Annotated in this window: 17 protein-coding genes; 10 read left to right on the top strand and 7 right to left on the bottom strand. The window is 67.6% G+C overall.

The features are described 5' to 3' along the window. Window positions 1-88 precede the first annotated feature (88 nt). Both A8G08_RS23050 and A8G08_RS23055 read left to right on the top strand, forming a co-directional pair. Window positions 89-616, top strand: a complete 528-nt coding sequence (locus A8G08_RS23050) for a hypothetical protein (protein WP_157108751.1) — start codon at window positions 89-91, stop codon at window positions 614-616. Then, the gene (locus A8G08_RS23055; RefSeq protein WP_068279334.1) at window positions 613-1,917 is read left to right on the top strand and encodes an alpha/beta-hydrolase family protein; all 1,305 of its coding nucleotides are present in this window, start codon (window positions 613-615) and stop codon (window positions 1,915-1,917) included. The genes A8G08_RS23050 and A8G08_RS23055 overlap by 4 nt, the downstream gene beginning before the upstream one ends. Here A8G08_RS23055 and A8G08_RS23060 read toward each other — a convergent pair. The 5 genes from A8G08_RS23060 to A8G08_RS23080 all read right to left on the bottom strand — a co-directional run bounded on the left by A8G08_RS23060 (window position 1,908) and on the right by A8G08_RS23080 (window position 6,746). After that, on the bottom strand, window positions 1,908-3,080 hold the full coding sequence (locus A8G08_RS23060; protein WP_068279338.1) for a THUMP-like domain-containing protein: 1,173 nt from the start codon (window positions 3,078-3,080) through the stop codon (window positions 1,908-1,910). The genes A8G08_RS23055 and A8G08_RS23060 overlap by 10 nt on opposite strands. A gap of 8 nt (window positions 3,081-3,088) precedes the next feature. Then, window positions 3,089-4,123 carry a class I SAM-dependent methyltransferase gene (locus A8G08_RS23065; protein ID WP_068279381.1) on the bottom strand — a complete coding sequence of 345 codons (1,035 nt, stop codon included), beginning with the start codon at window positions 4,121-4,123 and terminating at the stop codon, window positions 3,089-3,091. 123 nt (window positions 4,124-4,246) lie between these two features. Continuing rightward, window positions 4,247-5,026 (bottom strand): enoyl-CoA hydratase/isomerase family protein, encoded by a 780-nt coding sequence (locus A8G08_RS23070; protein WP_068279341.1) that lies wholly within the window; start codon window positions 5,024-5,026, stop codon window positions 4,247-4,249. 22 nt (window positions 5,027-5,048) lie between these two features. Continuing rightward, complete coding sequence (locus A8G08_RS23075) at window positions 5,049-5,861, bottom strand: NUDIX hydrolase (protein ID WP_068279344.1); 813 nt, start codon at window positions 5,859-5,861, stop codon at window positions 5,049-5,051. 60 nt (window positions 5,862-5,921) lie between these two features. Beyond that, on the bottom strand, window positions 5,922-6,746 hold the full coding sequence (locus tag A8G08_RS23080) for an ABC transporter ATP-binding protein (RefSeq protein WP_068279384.1): 825 nt from the start codon (window positions 6,744-6,746) through the stop codon (window positions 5,922-5,924). Between the two features lie 51 nt (window positions 6,747-6,797). Between A8G08_RS23080 and glgX the strand changes: the two genes are divergently transcribed. The 8 genes from glgX to A8G08_RS23120 all read left to right on the top strand — a co-directional run bounded on the left by glgX (window position 6,798) and on the right by A8G08_RS23120 (window position 15,797). Beyond that, on the top strand, window positions 6,798-8,927 hold the full coding sequence (gene glgX, locus A8G08_RS23085) for a glycogen debranching protein GlgX (RefSeq protein ID WP_245672963.1): 2,130 nt from the start codon (window positions 6,798-6,800) through the stop codon (window positions 8,925-8,927). Between the two features lie 116 nt (window positions 8,928-9,043). Then, window positions 9,044-9,496 carry a Zn-ribbon domain-containing OB-fold protein gene (locus A8G08_RS23090; RefSeq protein WP_068279351.1) on the top strand — a complete coding sequence of 151 codons (453 nt, stop codon included), beginning with the start codon at window positions 9,044-9,046 and terminating at the stop codon, window positions 9,494-9,496. Further along, window positions 9,493-10,686: a lipid-transfer protein gene (locus A8G08_RS23095; protein ID WP_084436762.1), complete on the top strand. Its 1,194-nt coding sequence runs from the start codon at window positions 9,493-9,495 to the stop codon at window positions 10,684-10,686. The genes A8G08_RS23090 and A8G08_RS23095 overlap by 4 nt, the downstream gene beginning before the upstream one ends. Window positions 10,687-10,960: 274 nt before the next feature. Beyond that, window positions 10,961-11,218, top strand: coding sequence for a hypothetical protein (locus A8G08_RS23100; protein ID WP_068279354.1), 258 nt, complete (start codon window positions 10,961-10,963; stop codon window positions 11,216-11,218). 81 nt (window positions 11,219-11,299) lie between these two features. Beyond that, on the top strand, window positions 11,300-11,563 hold the full coding sequence (locus tag A8G08_RS23105; RefSeq protein WP_068279357.1) for a hypothetical protein: 264 nt from the start codon (window positions 11,300-11,302) through the stop codon (window positions 11,561-11,563). 219 nt (window positions 11,564-11,782) lie between these two features. Next, window positions 11,783-14,014: a glycoside hydrolase family 3 C-terminal domain-containing protein gene (locus tag A8G08_RS23110; protein WP_068279359.1), complete on the top strand. Its 2,232-nt coding sequence runs from the start codon at window positions 11,783-11,785 to the stop codon at window positions 14,012-14,014. A 45-nt stretch (window positions 14,015-14,059) separates the two neighbouring features. Further along, the gene (locus A8G08_RS23115) at window positions 14,060-14,749 is read left to right on the top strand and encodes a PaaI family thioesterase (protein WP_245672964.1); all 690 of its coding nucleotides are present in this window, start codon (window positions 14,060-14,062) and stop codon (window positions 14,747-14,749) included. Between the two features lie 115 nt (window positions 14,750-14,864). Continuing rightward, window positions 14,865-15,797, top strand: coding sequence for a PaaI family thioesterase (locus A8G08_RS23120; protein WP_068279362.1), 933 nt, complete (start codon window positions 14,865-14,867; stop codon window positions 15,795-15,797). A 15-nt stretch (window positions 15,798-15,812) separates the two neighbouring features. Here A8G08_RS23120 and A8G08_RS23125 read toward each other — a convergent pair whose 3' ends face one another. Together A8G08_RS23125 and A8G08_RS23130 are read right to left on the bottom strand one after the other, a co-directional pair. Further along, window positions 15,813-16,619: an LLM class flavin-dependent oxidoreductase gene (locus A8G08_RS23125; protein ID WP_068279365.1), complete on the bottom strand. Its 807-nt coding sequence runs from the start codon at window positions 16,617-16,619 to the stop codon at window positions 15,813-15,815. Window positions 16,620-16,733: 114 nt separating this feature from the next. Next, window positions 16,734-17,163: alpha/beta fold hydrolase (locus tag A8G08_RS23130; protein WP_222844291.1), on the bottom strand; the 430-nt coding region annotated here is incomplete at its 5' end.

A 17,163-nucleotide genomic window follows, 5' to 3' on the forward strand; every position in this document is an offset into this window, starting at 1 on the left:
GTGCGCGCGGAGATGCACCGACGGGCGCACCGGAAACCGCACCTCGGCGTGAGGTCGCACGGGGTCGCCGATTCCTAGCGTCGCCGACGTGCTCATTCCACCATCGAGAAGGTTCGCCATCGCCGCGACAAGCGTCCTCGTGTGCGCGGCCGTGCTGCTGCCGAGTACCCCGGCACGCGCAGAGTCGGCCGCGCCGCCGACCGAAGCCATCGACCCCGCCGTCCGGATGATCACCTCGTTGGTCGACGGCGGTGACCCTGCACTGCTGCCTGCCGACTTCACGACGATGCTCGGCTACCGGCCGACCATCACCGATGGCCTGCTGGTCAAACCGAGTGGCTCCTGCTCGTCGCCGGTAGCGCTGCCACGCGAGTTCGACGTCGCCTGCAAGGCACATGACCTGGGCTACGACCTGCTGCGCTACGCCGACCGCATCGGTACAGCCACCGGGGGGTGGGCCCGCCGTGCGCTCGATGACGCGCTCGATCGACGGATGCACGACGCGTGCGTGCCGCGCTCCGCCGTGCTGGCCCGTGTCCGCTGCCAGGCCATGGCAACCGTCGCATCCGCTGCGGTGTCGGTTAATTCGCTGCGCCAGCGATTCGGCACGCCGTGAGAGCGCCGAGCAGCGCGGGCTACGCCGTCGCGGCGGCACTGTTCGTCGCGTCGCTGTCCCCGACGCTGTTGCCCCGCCCCGCCCTCACCCAGGCCGTGCTCAGCGGTGTGTTTCTCGCGATCGGGTGGGGCTTGGCCGTGTTGCTCGAGCGCCCGGCCTCGCCGCGCCCATCCACCGTTGTGTTCGCTGCATGTGTGGCGACGTGTGGTGTGGCGGTTGCGGTGGCGCACCGTTGGCAGAACCGGTTGCGTGAGGCGATGAGGATGGCGCCGATCGGCGCGGCGCACTGGGTTGTGGTGCTGCTCGGCGCGGCACTGGTCGCCGCGATCGTTGTCGGGCTCGCCATCGGACTGCGCACTGTGCTCCGCGCACTGGGACGCCGCGTCGCGATCGTTGCGGTCGTCGTTGTTGTCGTCGGAGCCGCGGTGCTCGCGCCCGAGTTCGCGCAGTCACGCAGCACGGCCTACGCGACAGCGAACGCGACAATCGACCCCGATGTTGTCCCGCCGGCCGGTCACCGCTCGGGCGTGCCCGGGGTGTCGGAGGTGGCGTGGTCGTCACTGGGCGCACATGGCCGCCGTTTCGTCGACGGCGGCAACCCGGCGACCGTGCGCGTGTACGTCGGCGTCGACACCGACGCCGAGCCGAGTTCGCGTGCCGCCCGCGCGGTGCACGAACTGGAGCGGCTGGGTGGGCTCGCGCGCAGCAATGTCGTCGTGGCGATCCCGACCGGTTCCGGTTGGGTCGACGGGGATTTCACCGCAGGCGTCGAGTCTCGGTTCGCCGGCGACGTCGCCATCGTGGCGATGCAGTATTCGAAAGCGCCGAGCTGGGCGAGCTTCCTGTTCGGTCGCAAGTCGGCCGAGGCAGCGGCACAGGCGCTCGTCGATGCGGTTTCCGCACGGCTGCAACGCATTCCGCACGAGGAACGGCCCCGGCTTCATGTCTACGGGCAGAGCCTGGGCGCCGCGGCGGGATCGGCGGCTCTCGGTTCGATGGAGGAATCGCGGGTATGCAGCGTGCTGTGGGCGGGCCCGCCGTCCCGCGTGCCAACCCGGGCTGCAGCCGTACTCGCGAACACGTCGGATCCCGTGGTGTGGTGGTCGCCGGATCTCCTGATCCGAGCACCCGATCTCGGCGCCGCCCGGCGCGACGCTCCGATGCCACGCTGGCTACCCGTCCTGTCATTCGTGCAGACCAGCGTGGATATGCTTGCCGCACTGGAGGTCCCGCGCGGGCACGGGCACCGGTACGGAAGCGATCAGGGCGCCGGGCTCGGTGACTGTTCAGGTCACCGGTGAGCTCGTCCTGGCGCCGCCTCACAGACGAATACCGTTGCATCCCTGCCGATCCTGGTGATGACCAATGCCCGCGGCGTGGAGCCGCGCTGCTTGAGCTTGGCCCGCAGCCGATCCGGGTCGATGTCGACACCGCGAGCAAGGATCTCGAGCGGACCGCAATCGAGCCGGGTCAGCTCGGCTCGAATCGCCTTCTCCGCGAATTTCATCTGCGAAATCACACGGAACCCGCGGGCACCGGGCGGCACCTCGTCACCGGTGAGATAGGCGATGCGAGGATCGAGCTGCCACAGGCCGTGCCGCGCGGCGTAATGCCGCACCAGACCCGCTCGCACGATTGCGCCATCGGGATTGACGATCCACTCCCCTGGCGCACGCTCCGGAAGATCGTCCGGCTCGGCATCGGTGAGTTCGATTGCACTGCCGCTACTTTCGAGCACCGTCGCCCGACGCCGAACACCATCCCCGGCGAGTCCCGACGACCACAGGCAGGCTTCCCGCACAGCGCCGTCGAGCGAGACCACCTCGATCTCGCCGGCCCAATCGAGCCGGTCGAAATCCAGTCCGGGAGCGCACTTCACGACGAGGTCGCGATCCCGGTACGCATCCATCAAGTCGGGCAGCGGGGGCTGCAGTTTTGCCGGGTCGTGGGTACGCGATCCATCGGCGCGTCGCGCCGGATCGGCAATGACCACTGTCCCTCGAGTGCACGGCGCGAGCGCGTCCGCTCGCGCGAGTCCGGCCCCGGGCACGTTGTGCGCCGCCATCGCGAGACGGACGGCATCCAGATCGCTGCCCAGCACGACTGGGCATTCGCGAACCAGTGCGGCGAGTTCGGCACCGACAGAACAGGTCACGTCGTGCACCCGGCGACCGCTCAGCCGACCCGCTCGCCGCTGTGCGACGGCGGTCGGGGTCGCCTGCTGCAGCGCATCATCGGTGAGCAGCCATCGTTCACCATCGGCCAGCTTCGCTGCGGCACGGCGCCGCAGCCGCGCGGTCTCCACGACGGCGGCCGCATGTTCACCGAATTTCGCACGCGCAGTTTCGATATCGCGCAGCAATGATGCGTTGGTGAGCGGGAGTTCTTGTGCCGCAACGAGCGCGGCCGCGCCGTCGTCGCTACGGAGATAGGCGACGTCGGCGCGGCCGAACGTGTAGCTCAACGCGTGAGTCAGTGCTGGTGGTCGCTGCGCAGGCTCCGCCCCTGGGGGGGCTTCACACCCGTAATCATCGCGTTGTAGAACAGCGAACGCGGCACAACGTGGCGCAGGACGTTTTCGTCGAGCCAGCTCAGGCCGAGCCACGCGCGGTACTGGGCCATGCGGTAGCCGATGGTGAGCTTCTCATCCGGAACAGCGGCCTCGAAGGTTCGCACCGGCCAGCCCCACAGCGCGGCGGCGAACTCTTCGGTCTTGGCCTGGACCTCGACGGCGCCAGCGTTGCGCGCCGTCTGCTCGAGGTCGGAGGGATCGAAGGTGTGCAGGTCGACGACGGCCTCCAGTGCCGCGGCCCGCGACGACTCGTCGAGCTCGCCCTGCGGCCGGCGCCAGCCGCTCAGGAACGGCAGCCGGGTGACGTTCGTGGTGGCAGCCCACGTCGCGCGGCCGAGCCAGCGCGCGTAGAAGTTGCCCACCGTCGTCGGCTCGCCAGCGAAGACGAAGCGTCCGCCCGGCTTCAGCACGCGCAGGCATTCACGCAGCGCCTGCTCGACGTCGGGGATGTGGTGCAGGACCGCGTGCCCGACGACGAGGTCGAAGGTGTTGTCCTCGTACGGGATGGTCTCGGCGTCCGCGACGCGGCCATCGACGGGGAGCTTCAGGTTCTCTGCATTGCGCAGCGCGACCTTGACCATGCCCGGCGAGAGATCGGTGACCGAACCGGTCTTCGCGACGCCGCCCTGCATCAGGTTGAGCAGGAAGAATCCGGTACCGCAGCCCAGTTCGAGGGCCCGCTCGTACGGCAGGTTCTGCTCACCCGCGACCGCGTCGAACCGTCCCCGCGCGTAGTCGATGCAGCGCTCGTCGTAGGAGATCGACCATTTGTCGTCGTAGGTCTCCGCTTCCCAGTCGTGGTAGAGCACCTGGGCAAGCTTGGTGTCCTTCAGCGCGGCCTGAACCTGCTCCTCGGTGGCGTGCGGGTTCGGCACCGGATCGGAATCCGAGGCGGTCGTCGGTCGGCCGGAGGGCTCGTTCGGGCTAGCAGTCATGCAGGGCAGCCTACCGTTTGCGAACGAGTTCTCATTTTGCTCCCCGTTGCGGTGCTCACACCGCTGGTAGGCGGTGTTTTCGGCTGCCACGCGTGGCATCGATCGGCGGGCAACGTGGTGCGCTTATGTGCCGCTGAACTGGGCCTGGCCCGGGCCGTTGTCGAGGAATGACTGCACGCCGGCGACCCGATCCGCGGTATCGAACACCTCGCCGATCAGCTCACGCTCGGCGGCGAGTCCGGCCTCCAGGCCGTCCGCCACTCCGGCGTCGATCGCCGCTTTCGCCGCGGCCAGCGCCCGCGCCGGACCGTTGACGAACTGCCGCGCCCACGCAAGCGCAACGTTGTAGACCTCGTCGGGTGCGACCACCTCGTCGACCAGCCCGATTTCCTTCGCCTCGTCCGGCTCGACGAAGCGACCGGTGTAGATCAGGTCCTTCGCCCGGCTCGGCCCGATCAGCCGCGCCAGCCGCGCGGTTCCACCGCCGACCGGGATGAGGCCGAGCAGGATCTCGGGCAGGCCGAGTTTGACGTTGTCACCGATGATCCGCCGGTCCGCACCGAGCGCGATCTCGAGCCCGCCCCCGAGCGCATAACCGCTGATCGCAGCCACCGTCGGCTGCGGGATCGAGGCCATTGCCCCGAGCGCTTCCTGGATATCCGCCGTCATCGCGCGAAGCTGATCGACACTCAGTTCGGCCAGCTCGGCCACGTCATCACCCGCGGCGAACACCTTCTCGCCGCCGTACACGATGACCGCACGGACCTCGGGATGCTCGGCGGCTTCGCGGGCGGCCGCGGTGAGCTCGCGCCGGGTCTGCTGATCGAGCGCGTTCACCGGTGGACGGTTGAGCCGGATCGTGCCGATGCCGTCGGAGACCTCGAGCGTGACGAATTCAGCCATGCCGCGCGACGTTACGCGAGGCTTAGCGGCTGATCTGCGGCAAGTCCCCCGCCGCGTAGTAGTTCTCCTCGCCCGGGAACGACAGCCGCCACTTCGGGCCGGACGTGTCGAGCGTCGGCTCGATCGTCTGGATCGTCGGCTCGGCGGCAAGGATCCCGGTGGTGTTCGCGAACTGCGACAACGAGTGGAGCTGGGTGAAGGTCGGCGGCATGAGCATGGTGTCGCCGTCGACCCAATCCTGGATTCCGGCCTGCGGGGTCCGCCACATCACCTCGGCGGCCTCTGTGGTCGCGCCATCGGGGATCTGTCCCTCGGGCAGCAGGGCGACGAAGAAGTTCGTGTCGTATCGACGGGTTTCGATCACCGGCGTGATCCAGCGCGCCCACGGGCGCAGCAGGTCGCTGCGCAGCACCAGCTTTTCCCTGGTCAGGAAGTCGCTGAGGCTCAATTCGCGACGTTCGAGCTGGCCGCGTGCCTCGTGGTAACCGGCGGTGTCCGCGACAACGGTGTCCGCGGTCGGCCCGGCAAGCAGGACGCCGCACTCCTCGAACGTCTCCCGCACCGCGGCGCACACCAGCGCCTGTGCCCGCTTGGCATCGACGCCGAACCGCTCGCCCCACCAAGCCGGCGACGGGCCCGCCCAGTCCAACTCGGCGTCGGCATCCGTGGGATCCACTCCGCCACCCGGGAACACCGTCACGCCGGCGGCGAATGCCATCGACTTGGCGCGGCGCACGAGGAAGATCTCGACACCGGTGTCGGTGTCACGGACGAGCATCACGGTGGATGCGTCCTTGATGGGTGCGCCGGTGGGTTGCGGAACGGAATCGCTCATTCACGCACCCTAGCCCGGGGCCGGGCAATGCACCCCAGCCCTGCCGCGCACGAATCACGGTCAGCGGGTGCGGTGTCGTCCGGGCCGTCGTGTCCGCCGCGCGAAGTACCGGCCGTCGGCGCGTTCAAGCGTGATCGACTGGCTGAACGCGCGGCTCAGGTTGTCCTCGTTCAGCACGTCGTCAAGTAGGCCCTGCGCGACGACCTCGCCGTCTTTGAGGAGCATGGCGTGCGTGAACCCGATTGGGATTTCCTCGACGTGGTGGGTGACGAGCACCGTCGCGGGCGAGGCGGGGTCCTGTGCGAAATCGGTGAGCCGCGAGACAAGTTCCTCGCGCCCGCCGAGGTCGAGACCCGCGGCGGGCTCGTCGAGCAGCAGCAGCTCGGGATCGGCCATCAACGCCCGCGCGATGAGCACGCGCTTGCGCTCGCCCTCGGACAGCGTGCCGAAGGTTCGGTCCGCGAGGTGCTCGATGCCGACGCTCTCGAGCAGGTCGGCAGCGCGGTCGGTATCCATGTCCTCGTAGCGTTCACGCCACCGGCCCAGTACGCCGTAACCGGCGGACACCACCAGGTCGCGGACCTTCTCGTCCGGCGGGACCCGGCCGGCGAGCGCCGCGGACGACAACCCGATGCGTGGGCGCAGTTCACTCACGTCGACGCGGCCCATGACCTCGCCGAGGATGTGCGCGGTGCCGGAGGTCGGATGCTCCTGGGCGGCCGCGATCCGCAGCAGCGACGTCTTGCCCGCGCCGTTGGGACCCAGGATGACCCATTTTTCGTCGAGTTCGACCTGCCACGTCACGGGACCGACGAGAACGTTCCCCGATCGCCGGATCAGAACGTCGGTGAAATCGATGAGCAAGTCCGGGTCGGGTTCTGACACTCGTTCATCTTTGCGCACACGCCCGAGCGTTTCACGGCAGGATCGATAGTTGTGTCGGACGTGTCGGTTCCCACGTTGAATCCGATCCCGGGTTCGCCATTTCCGCTCGGCGCAACGGTTGTCGCGACGGGCGTGCAGTTCGCCGTGCACGCGCCGCAGGCCGAGCGCGTACAGGTGTGCCTCATCGGTGACGACGGCCACGAGCAGCGTCTGGACCTACCGCATTTGACCGCCGGGATATGGCACGGAGTGATCGATGGCGTACCGGCCGGTCAGCGCTACGGCTACCGGGCACACGGGCCGTGGGACCCGCGGAACGGGCTGCGTTTCAACCCGCAAAAGCTGCTGATCGACCCGTCGACCCGCCGGCTCGTGGGCGAGCTGGGCGACGTCTATGCCCTGTTCGCGCACGACGACGGGCCGTTCGGCGGGCCGTCGACGCGAGACTCGTTCGGGCACGTGCCGCTCTCGGTGGTGACCCCCGAACTCCCCGTGGCGACGTCCCAGCGTCTCGAGACCGCGTGGGAGGAAACCGTCATCCTCGAGGTGCACGTCGGTTCGTACACCGCGCGTCACCCGGACGTGCCGCGAAAGCGGCGTGGCACCTATCTCGGTCTCGCGTCGGACGCGGTCCTCGACCACCTCAACGCGCTCGGTGTGACGGCCGTGGAACTGCTTCCGGTGCAAGCGTTTCTGACCGAGGCATCTGTGCGTGACCGCGGCATGCGGAACCACTGGGGCTATTCGACCGCCGCGTACTTCGCGCCGCACCCGGGGTATGCCAGCGTGCCGGGCCGCGAGGTCGAGGAATTCCGGGAGATGACCGACCGCATGCACGCCGCCGGAATCGAGGTGCTCCTCGACGTCGTCTACAACCACACCTGCGAGACGGGCGTCGGCGGCCCGACGCTGTCCTGGCGTGGGCTCGACGCCCCCGGCTACTACCAGTTGGCTCCGAATGGGTGGGACATCGATCTGACGGGCTGCGGCAACACGGTCAACGCCTACGCACCCGCGACTGTGCGGATGATCTGCGACAGCCTGCGCTACTGGGTCGAAGTGCTCGGCGTCGACGGTTTTCGATTCGACCTCGCCACGGTGTTGGGCCGCGACGGCGGTGCGACGTTCGACTATCGGGCGCCGCTGCTGAGCGTCATCACCGCGGACCCAGTCCTGCGGCGCTGCAAGCTCATTGCCGAGCCGTGGGATGCCACCGCGCGCGGTTACGAGCTGGGCGCGTTCCCGCAGGCGTGGTCCGAATGGAACGACCGATTCCGCGACGACGCTCGCCGGTTCTGGCAAGGACACCACGGGGTGCGTGAAATCGCTTCGCGCCTGGCGGGTTCCGCGGATGTCGTCGGCCACAAGCGCCGGGCGTGGACGTCGGTCAACTTCATCACCGCGCACGACGGGTTCACACTGCGCGATCTGGTCTCCTACTCGCACAAGCACAATCGGGCGAACGGCGAGGACAACCGCGACGGTGCGAACAACAACCTGTCGGTGAACCACGGCCACGAGGGTTCCACCGGTGACCCCGAAATCCTGGAGGCTCGCGCTCGGCACATGCGGGCACTCCTCGCCACATTGCTGCTTTCGACGGGCACGCCGATGCTGCTCGGGGGCGACGAGCTCGGCCATACCCAGAGGGGCAACAACAACGCCTATTGCGTGCCGGTCGACAAGCCCGCGTCCCGGTCGTGGGCGGTGCATTGGGCGAAGGCCGACCCCCAGTTGACGGCGTACGTGTCCGCGTTGACCGCGCTGCGCCGGGCCGCCCCGGCATTGCGACAGCCCGAATTCTTCGAGGGACGCGAGACCGAGTCCGGGCATGCCGATCTGGTGTGGTTCGGCGGCGACGGGACCGAACTCGACGAGGGCGCCTGGAACGACGATGGTCGCCGCACCCTGCAGATGTGGATCGACGGCTCCGACGTGCGCTCGCACTCGGCTGCCAGCGGGCCACTCGCGGACACCGGGTGGTGCATCGTCCTGCACTCCGGTCCCCCGGCGCCGTTCGTGCTCGGCGCGCCCGAGTGGTTCGACGGAACGTTGGAACCGGTGTTCGATTCGTCCGCCCCGGACGGCACGCCGAGCGACCGGACGGCACTGCCGCCGGGCGCCGAAATCACGCTGACCGGGGCAACGGTGCTGGCCCTGCGCGCGGTCCCGGCGGAGTAAAGGCAGGTGGCCCCCAGCGGGGATCACAAACCACGGATGGCGTGCCATACTAGAACACGTTTCATTTTGGTCTCGGCGGGTTTCGCCGCCGGACGGACCCGACAGACGAGGTTTGCATGAGCGACACCGCGACACCGGCCATTGAGGGCTGGTTCACCACCGGTCCGGCACCGGCCCTGATCGGCACGTCCTGCCAGTCGTGCGGGACGATCTCGTTCCCGCGTGAGACGACTTTCTGCAAGAACCCCAGCTGCACCGGTGACGAGTTCACCGATGTGGAGCTTTCCCGCACCGGGACGGTGTGGTCCTACACCGATGCCCAGTACCAGCCCCCCGCGCCCTACATCCCCAACACCGACCCGTATGTGCCGTTCGCGTTGGCCGCGGTCGAACTCCCCGAGGGGATCGTGGTGTTGGGTCAGGTCGCCGACGGCTACGGCGTCGCGGATCTGAAGGTGGGTAGCGAGGTCGAACTGGTCGTGGAACCGCTCTACACCGACGAGACCGGTGTGAAAACGATCTGGCGCTGGAAACCCACCACCACCGAGTCGAACGGAGCAGGCGCGTGAGCAACCACGATGTCGCGATCGCCGGCGTGGGCATGCACGCCTGGGGCAAATGGGGACAACCCTTCGTCAACTACGGTGTCGCCGCCGCGCGCGCCGCCCTCGCCGATTCCGGGATCGCCTGGAACGACGTCGACCTGATCGTGGGCGGGGAGACGGTGCGCAACGGGTACGGCGGGTATGTCGCCGGCGCCACCTTCGCCCAAGCGTTGGGTTGGAACGGTGCCCGCGTGGCCACCTCGTATGCCGCGTGCGCGACCGGCGCGCAAGCGTTGGACACCGCGCGGGCCCGGATCCTGGCCGGCCTGTCGCAGGTTGCGGTGGTGGTCGGTGCCGACACCACCCCGAAGGGGTTTTTGGCCCCCAACGCCGGTGAGCGGTGGGATGACCCGGACTGGTTGCGGTTCCGGCTGATGGGGATGACCAACCCCGGCTACTTCGCGCTCTACGCGCGGCGCCGCATCGATTTGTACGGCGCCACGAGCGAGGACTTCGCCGCGGTGAAGGTGAAAAACGCCCGGCACGGGTTGAACAACCCGTATGCCCGGTACCGCAAGGAAGTCACCGCCGCGGATGTGTTGAATTCCGCGGTGGTGTCGGACCCGCTGCACCTGCTCGATATTTGCGCCACCTCCGACGGTGGCGCCGCGATCGTCTTGACCTCGATGGAGTACGCCCGTAAGCACGGCATCGCGAACCCGGTGCGGATCAACGCCATCTCCACGGTCACCCCGACGTTCCCGCAGACCGTGATGGACATGCCGAACTTCTCCACCGACTCCTCCGCGGCGGTACCGGCACCGGCGCGCACGTTCAAACAATCGATCGGGGATGCCGCCTACGAGGAGGCCGGCATCGCCCCCTCCGATGTCAGTGTCGCCGAGGTGTATGACCTGTCGACCGCGCTCGAACTCGACTGGATGGAAGACCTGTCGCTGTGCGAGCGCGGCACCGCCGAACACCTCCTGCGCGCGGGAGACACCACCATCGGGGGCCGGATCCCGGTCAACCCCTCCGGTGGACTCGCCTGCTTCGGTGAAGCCGTCCCCGCCCAAGCACTCGCCCAGGTATGCGAACTGACCTGGCAGCTGCGTGGCCAGGCCGAGGGCCGCCAGGTCGAAGGCGCCCGCGTCGGCATCACCGCCAACCAGGGCCTGTTCGGCCACGGCTCCTCGGTCATCGTCTCCATCTAATCGTCAACCGCCGCACACTTGCTGACGCGCCGCACACGCTCCCGCACCCTGGAGCGTGTGCGAGCCGACGGAAGGTGTGCGGCGGTTCGATGGGCTGCTCCCGCTCGGGGCTGAGTTTGTTCCACCCAAGGGTGCCTGTCGCAGGGGATCGTCTGGTGACACCGTCGTAGGTAAGGCTCGACCGTCGCATTGGTCGGGCCTGGTTTGCGCACCGCGCGCACCGGGTCCCGTCGCGCGGGACTCTTTGCCACATCCGATCTGGAGGAGACGTGTGATGACGGAGGAGCAGTCCGCCGCGGTTCCACGCTGGGTATTGGCGGCTTACGGGCAGAGCGCACTGTGGCTCTGGCTTTCGACGGGCTTCTTCGCCGCGGCCTTCATTGCCGCGAGTATCGGCTCGACGCACGACAGTGATGTCGCCATCTTGGTGGGGGATGTGCTCGCAATCATCGCGGCCGTTGCGATCGTGCGGGTGATCGCGTTGCACATTCGGCTGCGGCGCCTGTCCGCGGCCGACGGTGGTCCCACCTGATGGACGCGCATGGTTCGGTGTGTACTCTTCGCTGCCTATCGGTCGCGGACGCGTCCAAGGTTCTCGAAGTGAGGAAATTGCATGAGGGTGCGGGCTCTAGCCGCGGTTGTCGCTGTTGTCGGCGCGAGTGCCGCACTCACCCTGACTTCGGGGGTGGGCGACGCCGCCGCGCAGTCGAACTGCAACCCGTCGTACCCGGGCGTATGCCTCCAGGACGGGATCGGTGACTACGACTGCGAGGGCGGATCCGGTAACGGACCGAACTACGTGGATGGCCCGATTATGGTCCGGCAGCCCGACCCGTTCGACCTCGACCGCGACGGCAACGGCGTCGGATGCCAGTGAAATAGCGGGTCCATTGAACCCGCACCCCGCCGCACACCCTTTGGCGATCCGCACACGCAAATATGTCTGCGGTCAACAGCAGGTGTGCGGCGGTTTGCGTTCGTGACACCGGTCTCGTCGAACCATCCGCCGACCGTGATGTTCGGCCACTCGTCCAAACCGGACGGCATATGGTTTTGAGACTCGGCCGGGGACGGTGTCGTCCCGAGAGGAGCGCAGATGAGCAACTCCGCGACAGGACAGGCCGACGGTGCCGGGCTGACTACAGAGGACAAGATTGCACTCGGCAGCGGGGCGGACTTCTGGACTACAAAGGCAGTAGGCACTATCGCCTCGCTCACCCTTACCGACGGCCCGCACGGAGTGCGCCGTCAGCAGGGCGCGACCGATCACCTCGGGTTGTCGAAGAGCGTGCCCGCCACGTGTTTCCCGCCCGCGGTAGGTCTGGCGCAGAGTTGGGATCCCGAACTGGTGCAGCGCGTGGGGAAGGCGCTGGGATTCGAGGCCCGATCCCTCGACGTGGATGTACTTCTCGGACCCGGCATCAACATCAAACGCGATCCGCGGGGCGGTCGTTCGTTCGAGTATTACTCTGAGGACCCGATTCTGACCGGTCAGCTGGGCGCGGCTTGGGTCATCGGTGTGCAGAGCGCCGGAGTCGGTGCGTCGCTGAAACACTTCGCGGCCAACAACTCTGAACACGACCGGATGCGTTCGAGTTCCGATGTCGATCCGCGTCCACTGCGCGAGATCTACCTACGAGCCTTCTCGCATATCGTGCGGACCGCGCGTCCGTGGACGGTCATGTGCTCCTATAACCGAATCAACGGGGTGCACGCCGCGCAGAACCAATGGCTGCTCACCCGCGTTCTGCGCGAGGAATGGGGCTTCGACGGTGTCGTTGTGAGCGATTGGGGCGCGGTCGTGGACAGGGCGGCCTCCGTCGCCGCCGGGTTGGATCTGCAGATGCCGGGCGATGGCGGTCGCGGTGACGCCGCGGTCGCGCATGCATTGGAAGCGGGCGAAATTGCCGAGTCCGCGATCGATCGTGCGGCGGCCGCCGTCGTCGACCTTGCCGCGAAAGCGACCCGCGGGCGCGCGCAGTCTGGCGTGAAACCGGACGTGACCGAGCATCACGCGCTCGCCCGCGAGGTGGCTGGGCGGTGCGTCGTCTTGCTTCGCAATAGCGGCGACGTGCTTCCTCTGACTCCTGGCCAATCCCTTGCCGTCATAGGTGAATTCGCCGAGTCTCCCCGGTTCCAGGGTGGCGGCAGTTCACATGTAAATCCGACCGCCGTCGACATCCCGCTCGACGAGATCCGGGCACTCGCCGCAGGCCCGGTGAGTTATGCCCGCGGCTTCACCACCGACGGGAGTGGTGATGCAGCGCAACTGCGTGCCGAAGCGGTACACGCCGCGGCCGCTGCGCAGGTCGCTGTCGTCTTCCTCGGCCTGGGCGCGAGCCAGGAGTCCGAGGGATTCGATCGTGAGGACATCGAACTGCCGGCCGATCAACTCGAACTGCTCACTGAAGTCGTTCGCGCACAACCTCATACGGTTGTGGTACTTGCCCACGGGGGCGTCCTTCGCCTGGGGCCGGTGGTGGATCTCGCTCCCGCGATCGTCGATGCCGCACTATCCGGGCAAGCCGGCGGTGGCGCGATAGCCGACGTGATCTTCGGCGTAGTGAACCCTTCCGGTCGGCTGGCGGAGACGGTGCCGATCCGCCTCGCAGACACTCCCGCCTACCTCGATTTCCACGGTGAGAACTCGCACGTGCGCTACGGCGAGGGGATCCACGTCGGCTACCGCTGGTACGACGCCCGCGATATGGACGTCTGCTTCCCATTCGGCCACGGCTTGTCCTACACCAGCTTCACCTATGGCGACCCGACGGTCGTTGTCGATGAATCCGGCCTGAGGATCTCGATCGACATCACCAACACCGGTCGCCGCCCCGGTCGAGAGGTCGTCCAGATCTACACGTCGGTAGCCGATTCCACGATCGTTCGACCCCCGCGCGAACTCAAGGGATTTGGCGCTACCAGCGAGCTCGCCCCCGGTCAATCCGGACGCGTCACTGTCGCCATACTCCGAGAAGATTTGGCCTATTGGGAAACTCGAACCGACCAGTGGATCGTCGAAGGTGGCACGTATCGCGTCGACATCGGCTCGTCCAGTCGCGACATACGTGCCTCTGTCGACGTGACCGTCCCCGGCGACGATTTCCACGTTCCGATCACGGCCGAATCCACCCTCGGCGAGGCCCTCGCCGACCCGAAGACCGCCGCCGCGCTCGGCGAACTGTTCGCCGGCATGTCCGAGGTCCCCACCGGTGATGCTTTCGGCGTGGACATGATGCGGATGATCGCTTCCATCCCGCTCAACAGGTTGACCGGGTTCGGCATGCCCGCCGAGGCGCTTGACGCGCTTTTCGACGAGCAGACGTAGCGCCCGGATGGTTTGGTCCAGCTCGCACGGTCTAGCGTCCTGCACATGAGCATGACCGAACCCGGCAGCGGCTTCCAGGACTCCATGGCCCTGCGTGCCGAAGGTTTCGTCCTCGAGAACATCCCGACAGTCGATGTCGATCGACGCGAGGCCTCGCTCGTGCCGTTGGCCGACGCTGTCCGGGATTTGGTCGACGCCACCATCCGCACGACCGTCGACAATGAGGAGCTTGACGCTGTCCGCGAGGGCGTTGCGGAACTGGTCAACCGGCTGCGAGCAAGTCAGCTGCCGGGCCCGGCCGGCGTCCGATTCAACTCGGAGTCGAGGGCGTGGAACTGGGGAAATGCGGTTGTCGGACTCGGCAACGCCGTCGCGCCACCGCTGCAGACAGTCCACGACCCCTCGGGCCTGGTGCATGCCGAGGTCAATCTCGGCGCCGCGTACGAGGGCCCGCCGGGGTTGGTGCACGGCGGAGTCACCGCGATGCTCCTGGATCACCTGATGGGTGAGACTGCCAGCGGCCCGTCCCAGCGGGTCATCTTCACCGGCACCCTCACGACGCGCTACCTGCGCGGAACGCCCCTGGGGAAGGTGCGTCTCGAGGCCCGAATCGATCGAGAAGAGCGCCGCAAGGTGTTCGTGGTCGCCACCGTCTCCGACGCCGAGGGTGTGACGGTCGAAGCCGAGGGGGTCTTCATCCAGCCGTCGTGGGCGGCCCCCGATGAGTTGTGTTGATGAAGTAGAGCACCGATTTCCGTTTGGGACTCCTCACGGGCGACGATGGGCCGTGCCGCGGGTGGTCGCGTGATCCTCGTGCGGCAATGCTATGGAGTTCTGAAGGGAAGACGTAGTGACCGATCTGTTCGAGGCATCCGACGTCGTTGTGGGTGCTCGGCCGTCCGACGTGTTCGGTGTCGGCAACGTCGTAGAGCACGCGGACGTGATTTCCGCGGAGCAGTGGATGAGTGGACGGTTCGCCGACCATCGCGGTCGTATCGACCTGCCAGCGCTTGCCTTCCTCTTCGATCATGTCTGCGGCATGCCGTTCTATCGGGCGGTGTCGCCCGAGGCGGCGTCTTTGCAGGCTCGGCTGTCGGTTTCCATGTGTGGCGAGGTCGCGGTGGGAGATCGCGTCGTTGGCCAGGCAAGGCTGCGCAAGCGCGAGGGTGACCGCGGGACATCGTCGGTCGAAATCAGCGCGCAGCAGAGCGGCTTGTGCTGCATCGGCACAGCGCGCAGTGTTCGGGTGGGCCGGGCCGCGCAGTTCGATCCGATCTCGACCGAGTCCGTGGATGTGCTGTCCACCAATGAGACAGGGTTCGATCGCGTCCCGACTCCCGACTCCGGGCTCGCTGGCATCGACGTCGTCACGCAGATCGCGCGCGGCGATCGTGCGGCCGGCCCGATCGTGGAACTTCTCGATGCACGTGTGGTGGACTGCTCCGGCCTCGGCGACCGGCGCGGATATTCGGTGCGTTTCGTGTCGACCACGGCGGAGTGGATGGGGAACACGTTCGGCACGATGCACGGCGGTCTGATCGCGACGATCGCGGCCCAGGCCTGCTCGCTGGCGGCCCAGGCCCATACCGCGCCGGGACAGGAGTACCGCCTCGACGATTTCAATATCGGCTTCTTCCGCTCACCTGAGGTGAATGGCAGCGACATCAATGTCGACGTCACGCCGGTGAAGGTCGGTCGCCGCATCGTCAGCCTCGAGGCGACCATGACCGCCGACGACGGCACGCTGCTGAGCCGCGCGACTGCCGACGCGTCGTATTCCTGACCTGAAGTCGCCCGACTACCGTCCGGCGAGTTCGGCGACGACGGGAGCGAACCTCTCTGCGACGTCGGCGCCGAAGATGAAGTAGGAGAAGCCGATCTCCTCGCGTCGCCGCTGGATTTCCTCCGCGGCGGCCGCCGGGTCCTCCGGAAGGACGGTCATCGCGTCCGCCGCGCGAAGCGCAGCAGTGTCGGTGTTGGGGGGCGCCATGTGTGGCGCGACCGTATCACCGACAACCGGCACGGCGAGCGCGAGCTCGGCGTCCGCGACAGCGCGGAAATCGCTTGCCAGCCGTGTGACTTCGCCGCGGGGCTGATCCCCGAGCACGAAGGTGACAGTGTCCGCGACCTCGGCCGCCAATGCCTGCGCCCTCGGACCGTATACGGCCATCGCCACGGGCGTGTGCAGGTCCGGGCCGTCGAGTTCTCGCAGCGCCGTGACGGTCTCGCGTATCTGGGCCAGCCGTTTGTGCGGCGGCGGGACCTCGGGCATCCCCTTGTCGCGCAGCTCGTCCTCGATTCCCGGCCTGCCGGTCCCGATACCCATCTCGAAGCGCCCCTCGGTCAGCAGTGACAGCGAGTGCGCTTCCCACGCCGTCAGCCAGGCCGGTCGGAGCGGGGAGGCGTAGACCCACGTGCCCACGCGCAGGTCGGTCAGTGCCGCGACGGTGGCCAGCATGGGACCGGGCGCTGGTTGCATCTGCGGAAAATCGGGCACCAGCAGCGTCGAGTAGCCGCTGTCGGCGATGCGACGCACGCGATCTCGCCATGTCGGCACGTCAGTTCTGAGCGGGGCAACGACCCCGAATCGAAACGGTCTCGTCATGCCGGAATCCTCTCTGCGTCGACGAGATCACATGGCAGCATTCTCGAGGGTAAAGAGCGGTGACTCAGAGCGTAGGGCCGATAAATTCCGGGAGCCGCGACGCTACCTGTGGCCTCAGTCGTCGGACGACGTCTGCTCCTCGCGGTCCCATACCGCCAGCAGCGTGCGCAGGATCTCCTCGGCGCGGCCCAGCCCGGCCAGATGGCTTTCGCCCGGAATCGGGTACAGGTGCGCGTCGGGCAACAATGACGCCACATGCTGACCGTGGGCGAACGGGATGATGTGGTCGGCATCGCCATGCCACCAATGCACTGGCACCTTCACCTCGTCGAGGCGAAAACCCCAGTGCCGGGCGAAGACCACGATATCGGCGAACGGCGCCGACATCTGCTTGCGGGAGCCGTTGAGCAGGTCATCGAGGAACATCGCACCGAACTCCGGACGCAGCAGCAACCGGCGATCGCCATCGGGGGAAACGGCGGCGTAGAGCTGCAACGCCGAACTAGCGACCGGCCGGATCAACCTGATCAGCGTGACAGCCGCC

Source organism: Aldersonia kunmingensis (assembly GCF_001646865.1).
GTDB classification, from domain to species: Bacteria; Actinomycetota; Actinomycetes; order Mycobacteriales; family Mycobacteriaceae; genus Aldersonia; species Aldersonia kunmingensis.

Excerpts from the sequence above, each read along its gene's own strand:
- A8G08_RS23115 (WP_245672964.1), top strand. The coding sequence starts at position 14,060 with ATGAGCATGACCGAACCCGGCAGCGGCTTCCAGGACTCCATGGCCCTG.
- A8G08_RS23125 (WP_068279365.1), bottom strand. The coding sequence starts at position 16,619 with ATGACGAGACCGTTTCGATTCGGGGTCGTTGCCCCGCTCAGAACTGAC.
- A8G08_RS23065 (WP_068279381.1), bottom strand. The coding sequence starts at position 4,123 with ATGACTGCTAGCCCGAACGAGCCCTCCGGCCGACCGACGACCGCCTCG.
- A8G08_RS23100 (WP_068279354.1), top strand. The coding sequence starts at position 10,961 with ATGACGGAGGAGCAGTCCGCCGCGGTTCCACGCTGGGTATTGGCGGCT.
- A8G08_RS23110 (WP_068279359.1), top strand. The coding sequence starts at position 11,783 with ATGAGCAACTCCGCGACAGGACAGGCCGACGGTGCCGGGCTGACTACA.
- A8G08_RS23105 (WP_068279357.1), top strand. The coding sequence starts at position 11,300 with ATGAGGGTGCGGGCTCTAGCCGCGGTTGTCGCTGTTGTCGGCGCGAGT.
- A8G08_RS23090 (WP_068279351.1), top strand. The coding sequence starts at position 9,044 with ATGAGCGACACCGCGACACCGGCCATTGAGGGCTGGTTCACCACCGGT.
- A8G08_RS23075 (WP_068279344.1), bottom strand. The coding sequence starts at position 5,861 with ATGAGCGATTCCGTTCCGCAACCCACCGGCGCACCCATCAAGGACGCA.
- A8G08_RS23070 (WP_068279341.1), bottom strand. The coding sequence starts at position 5,026 with ATGGCTGAATTCGTCACGCTCGAGGTCTCCGACGGCATCGGCACGATC.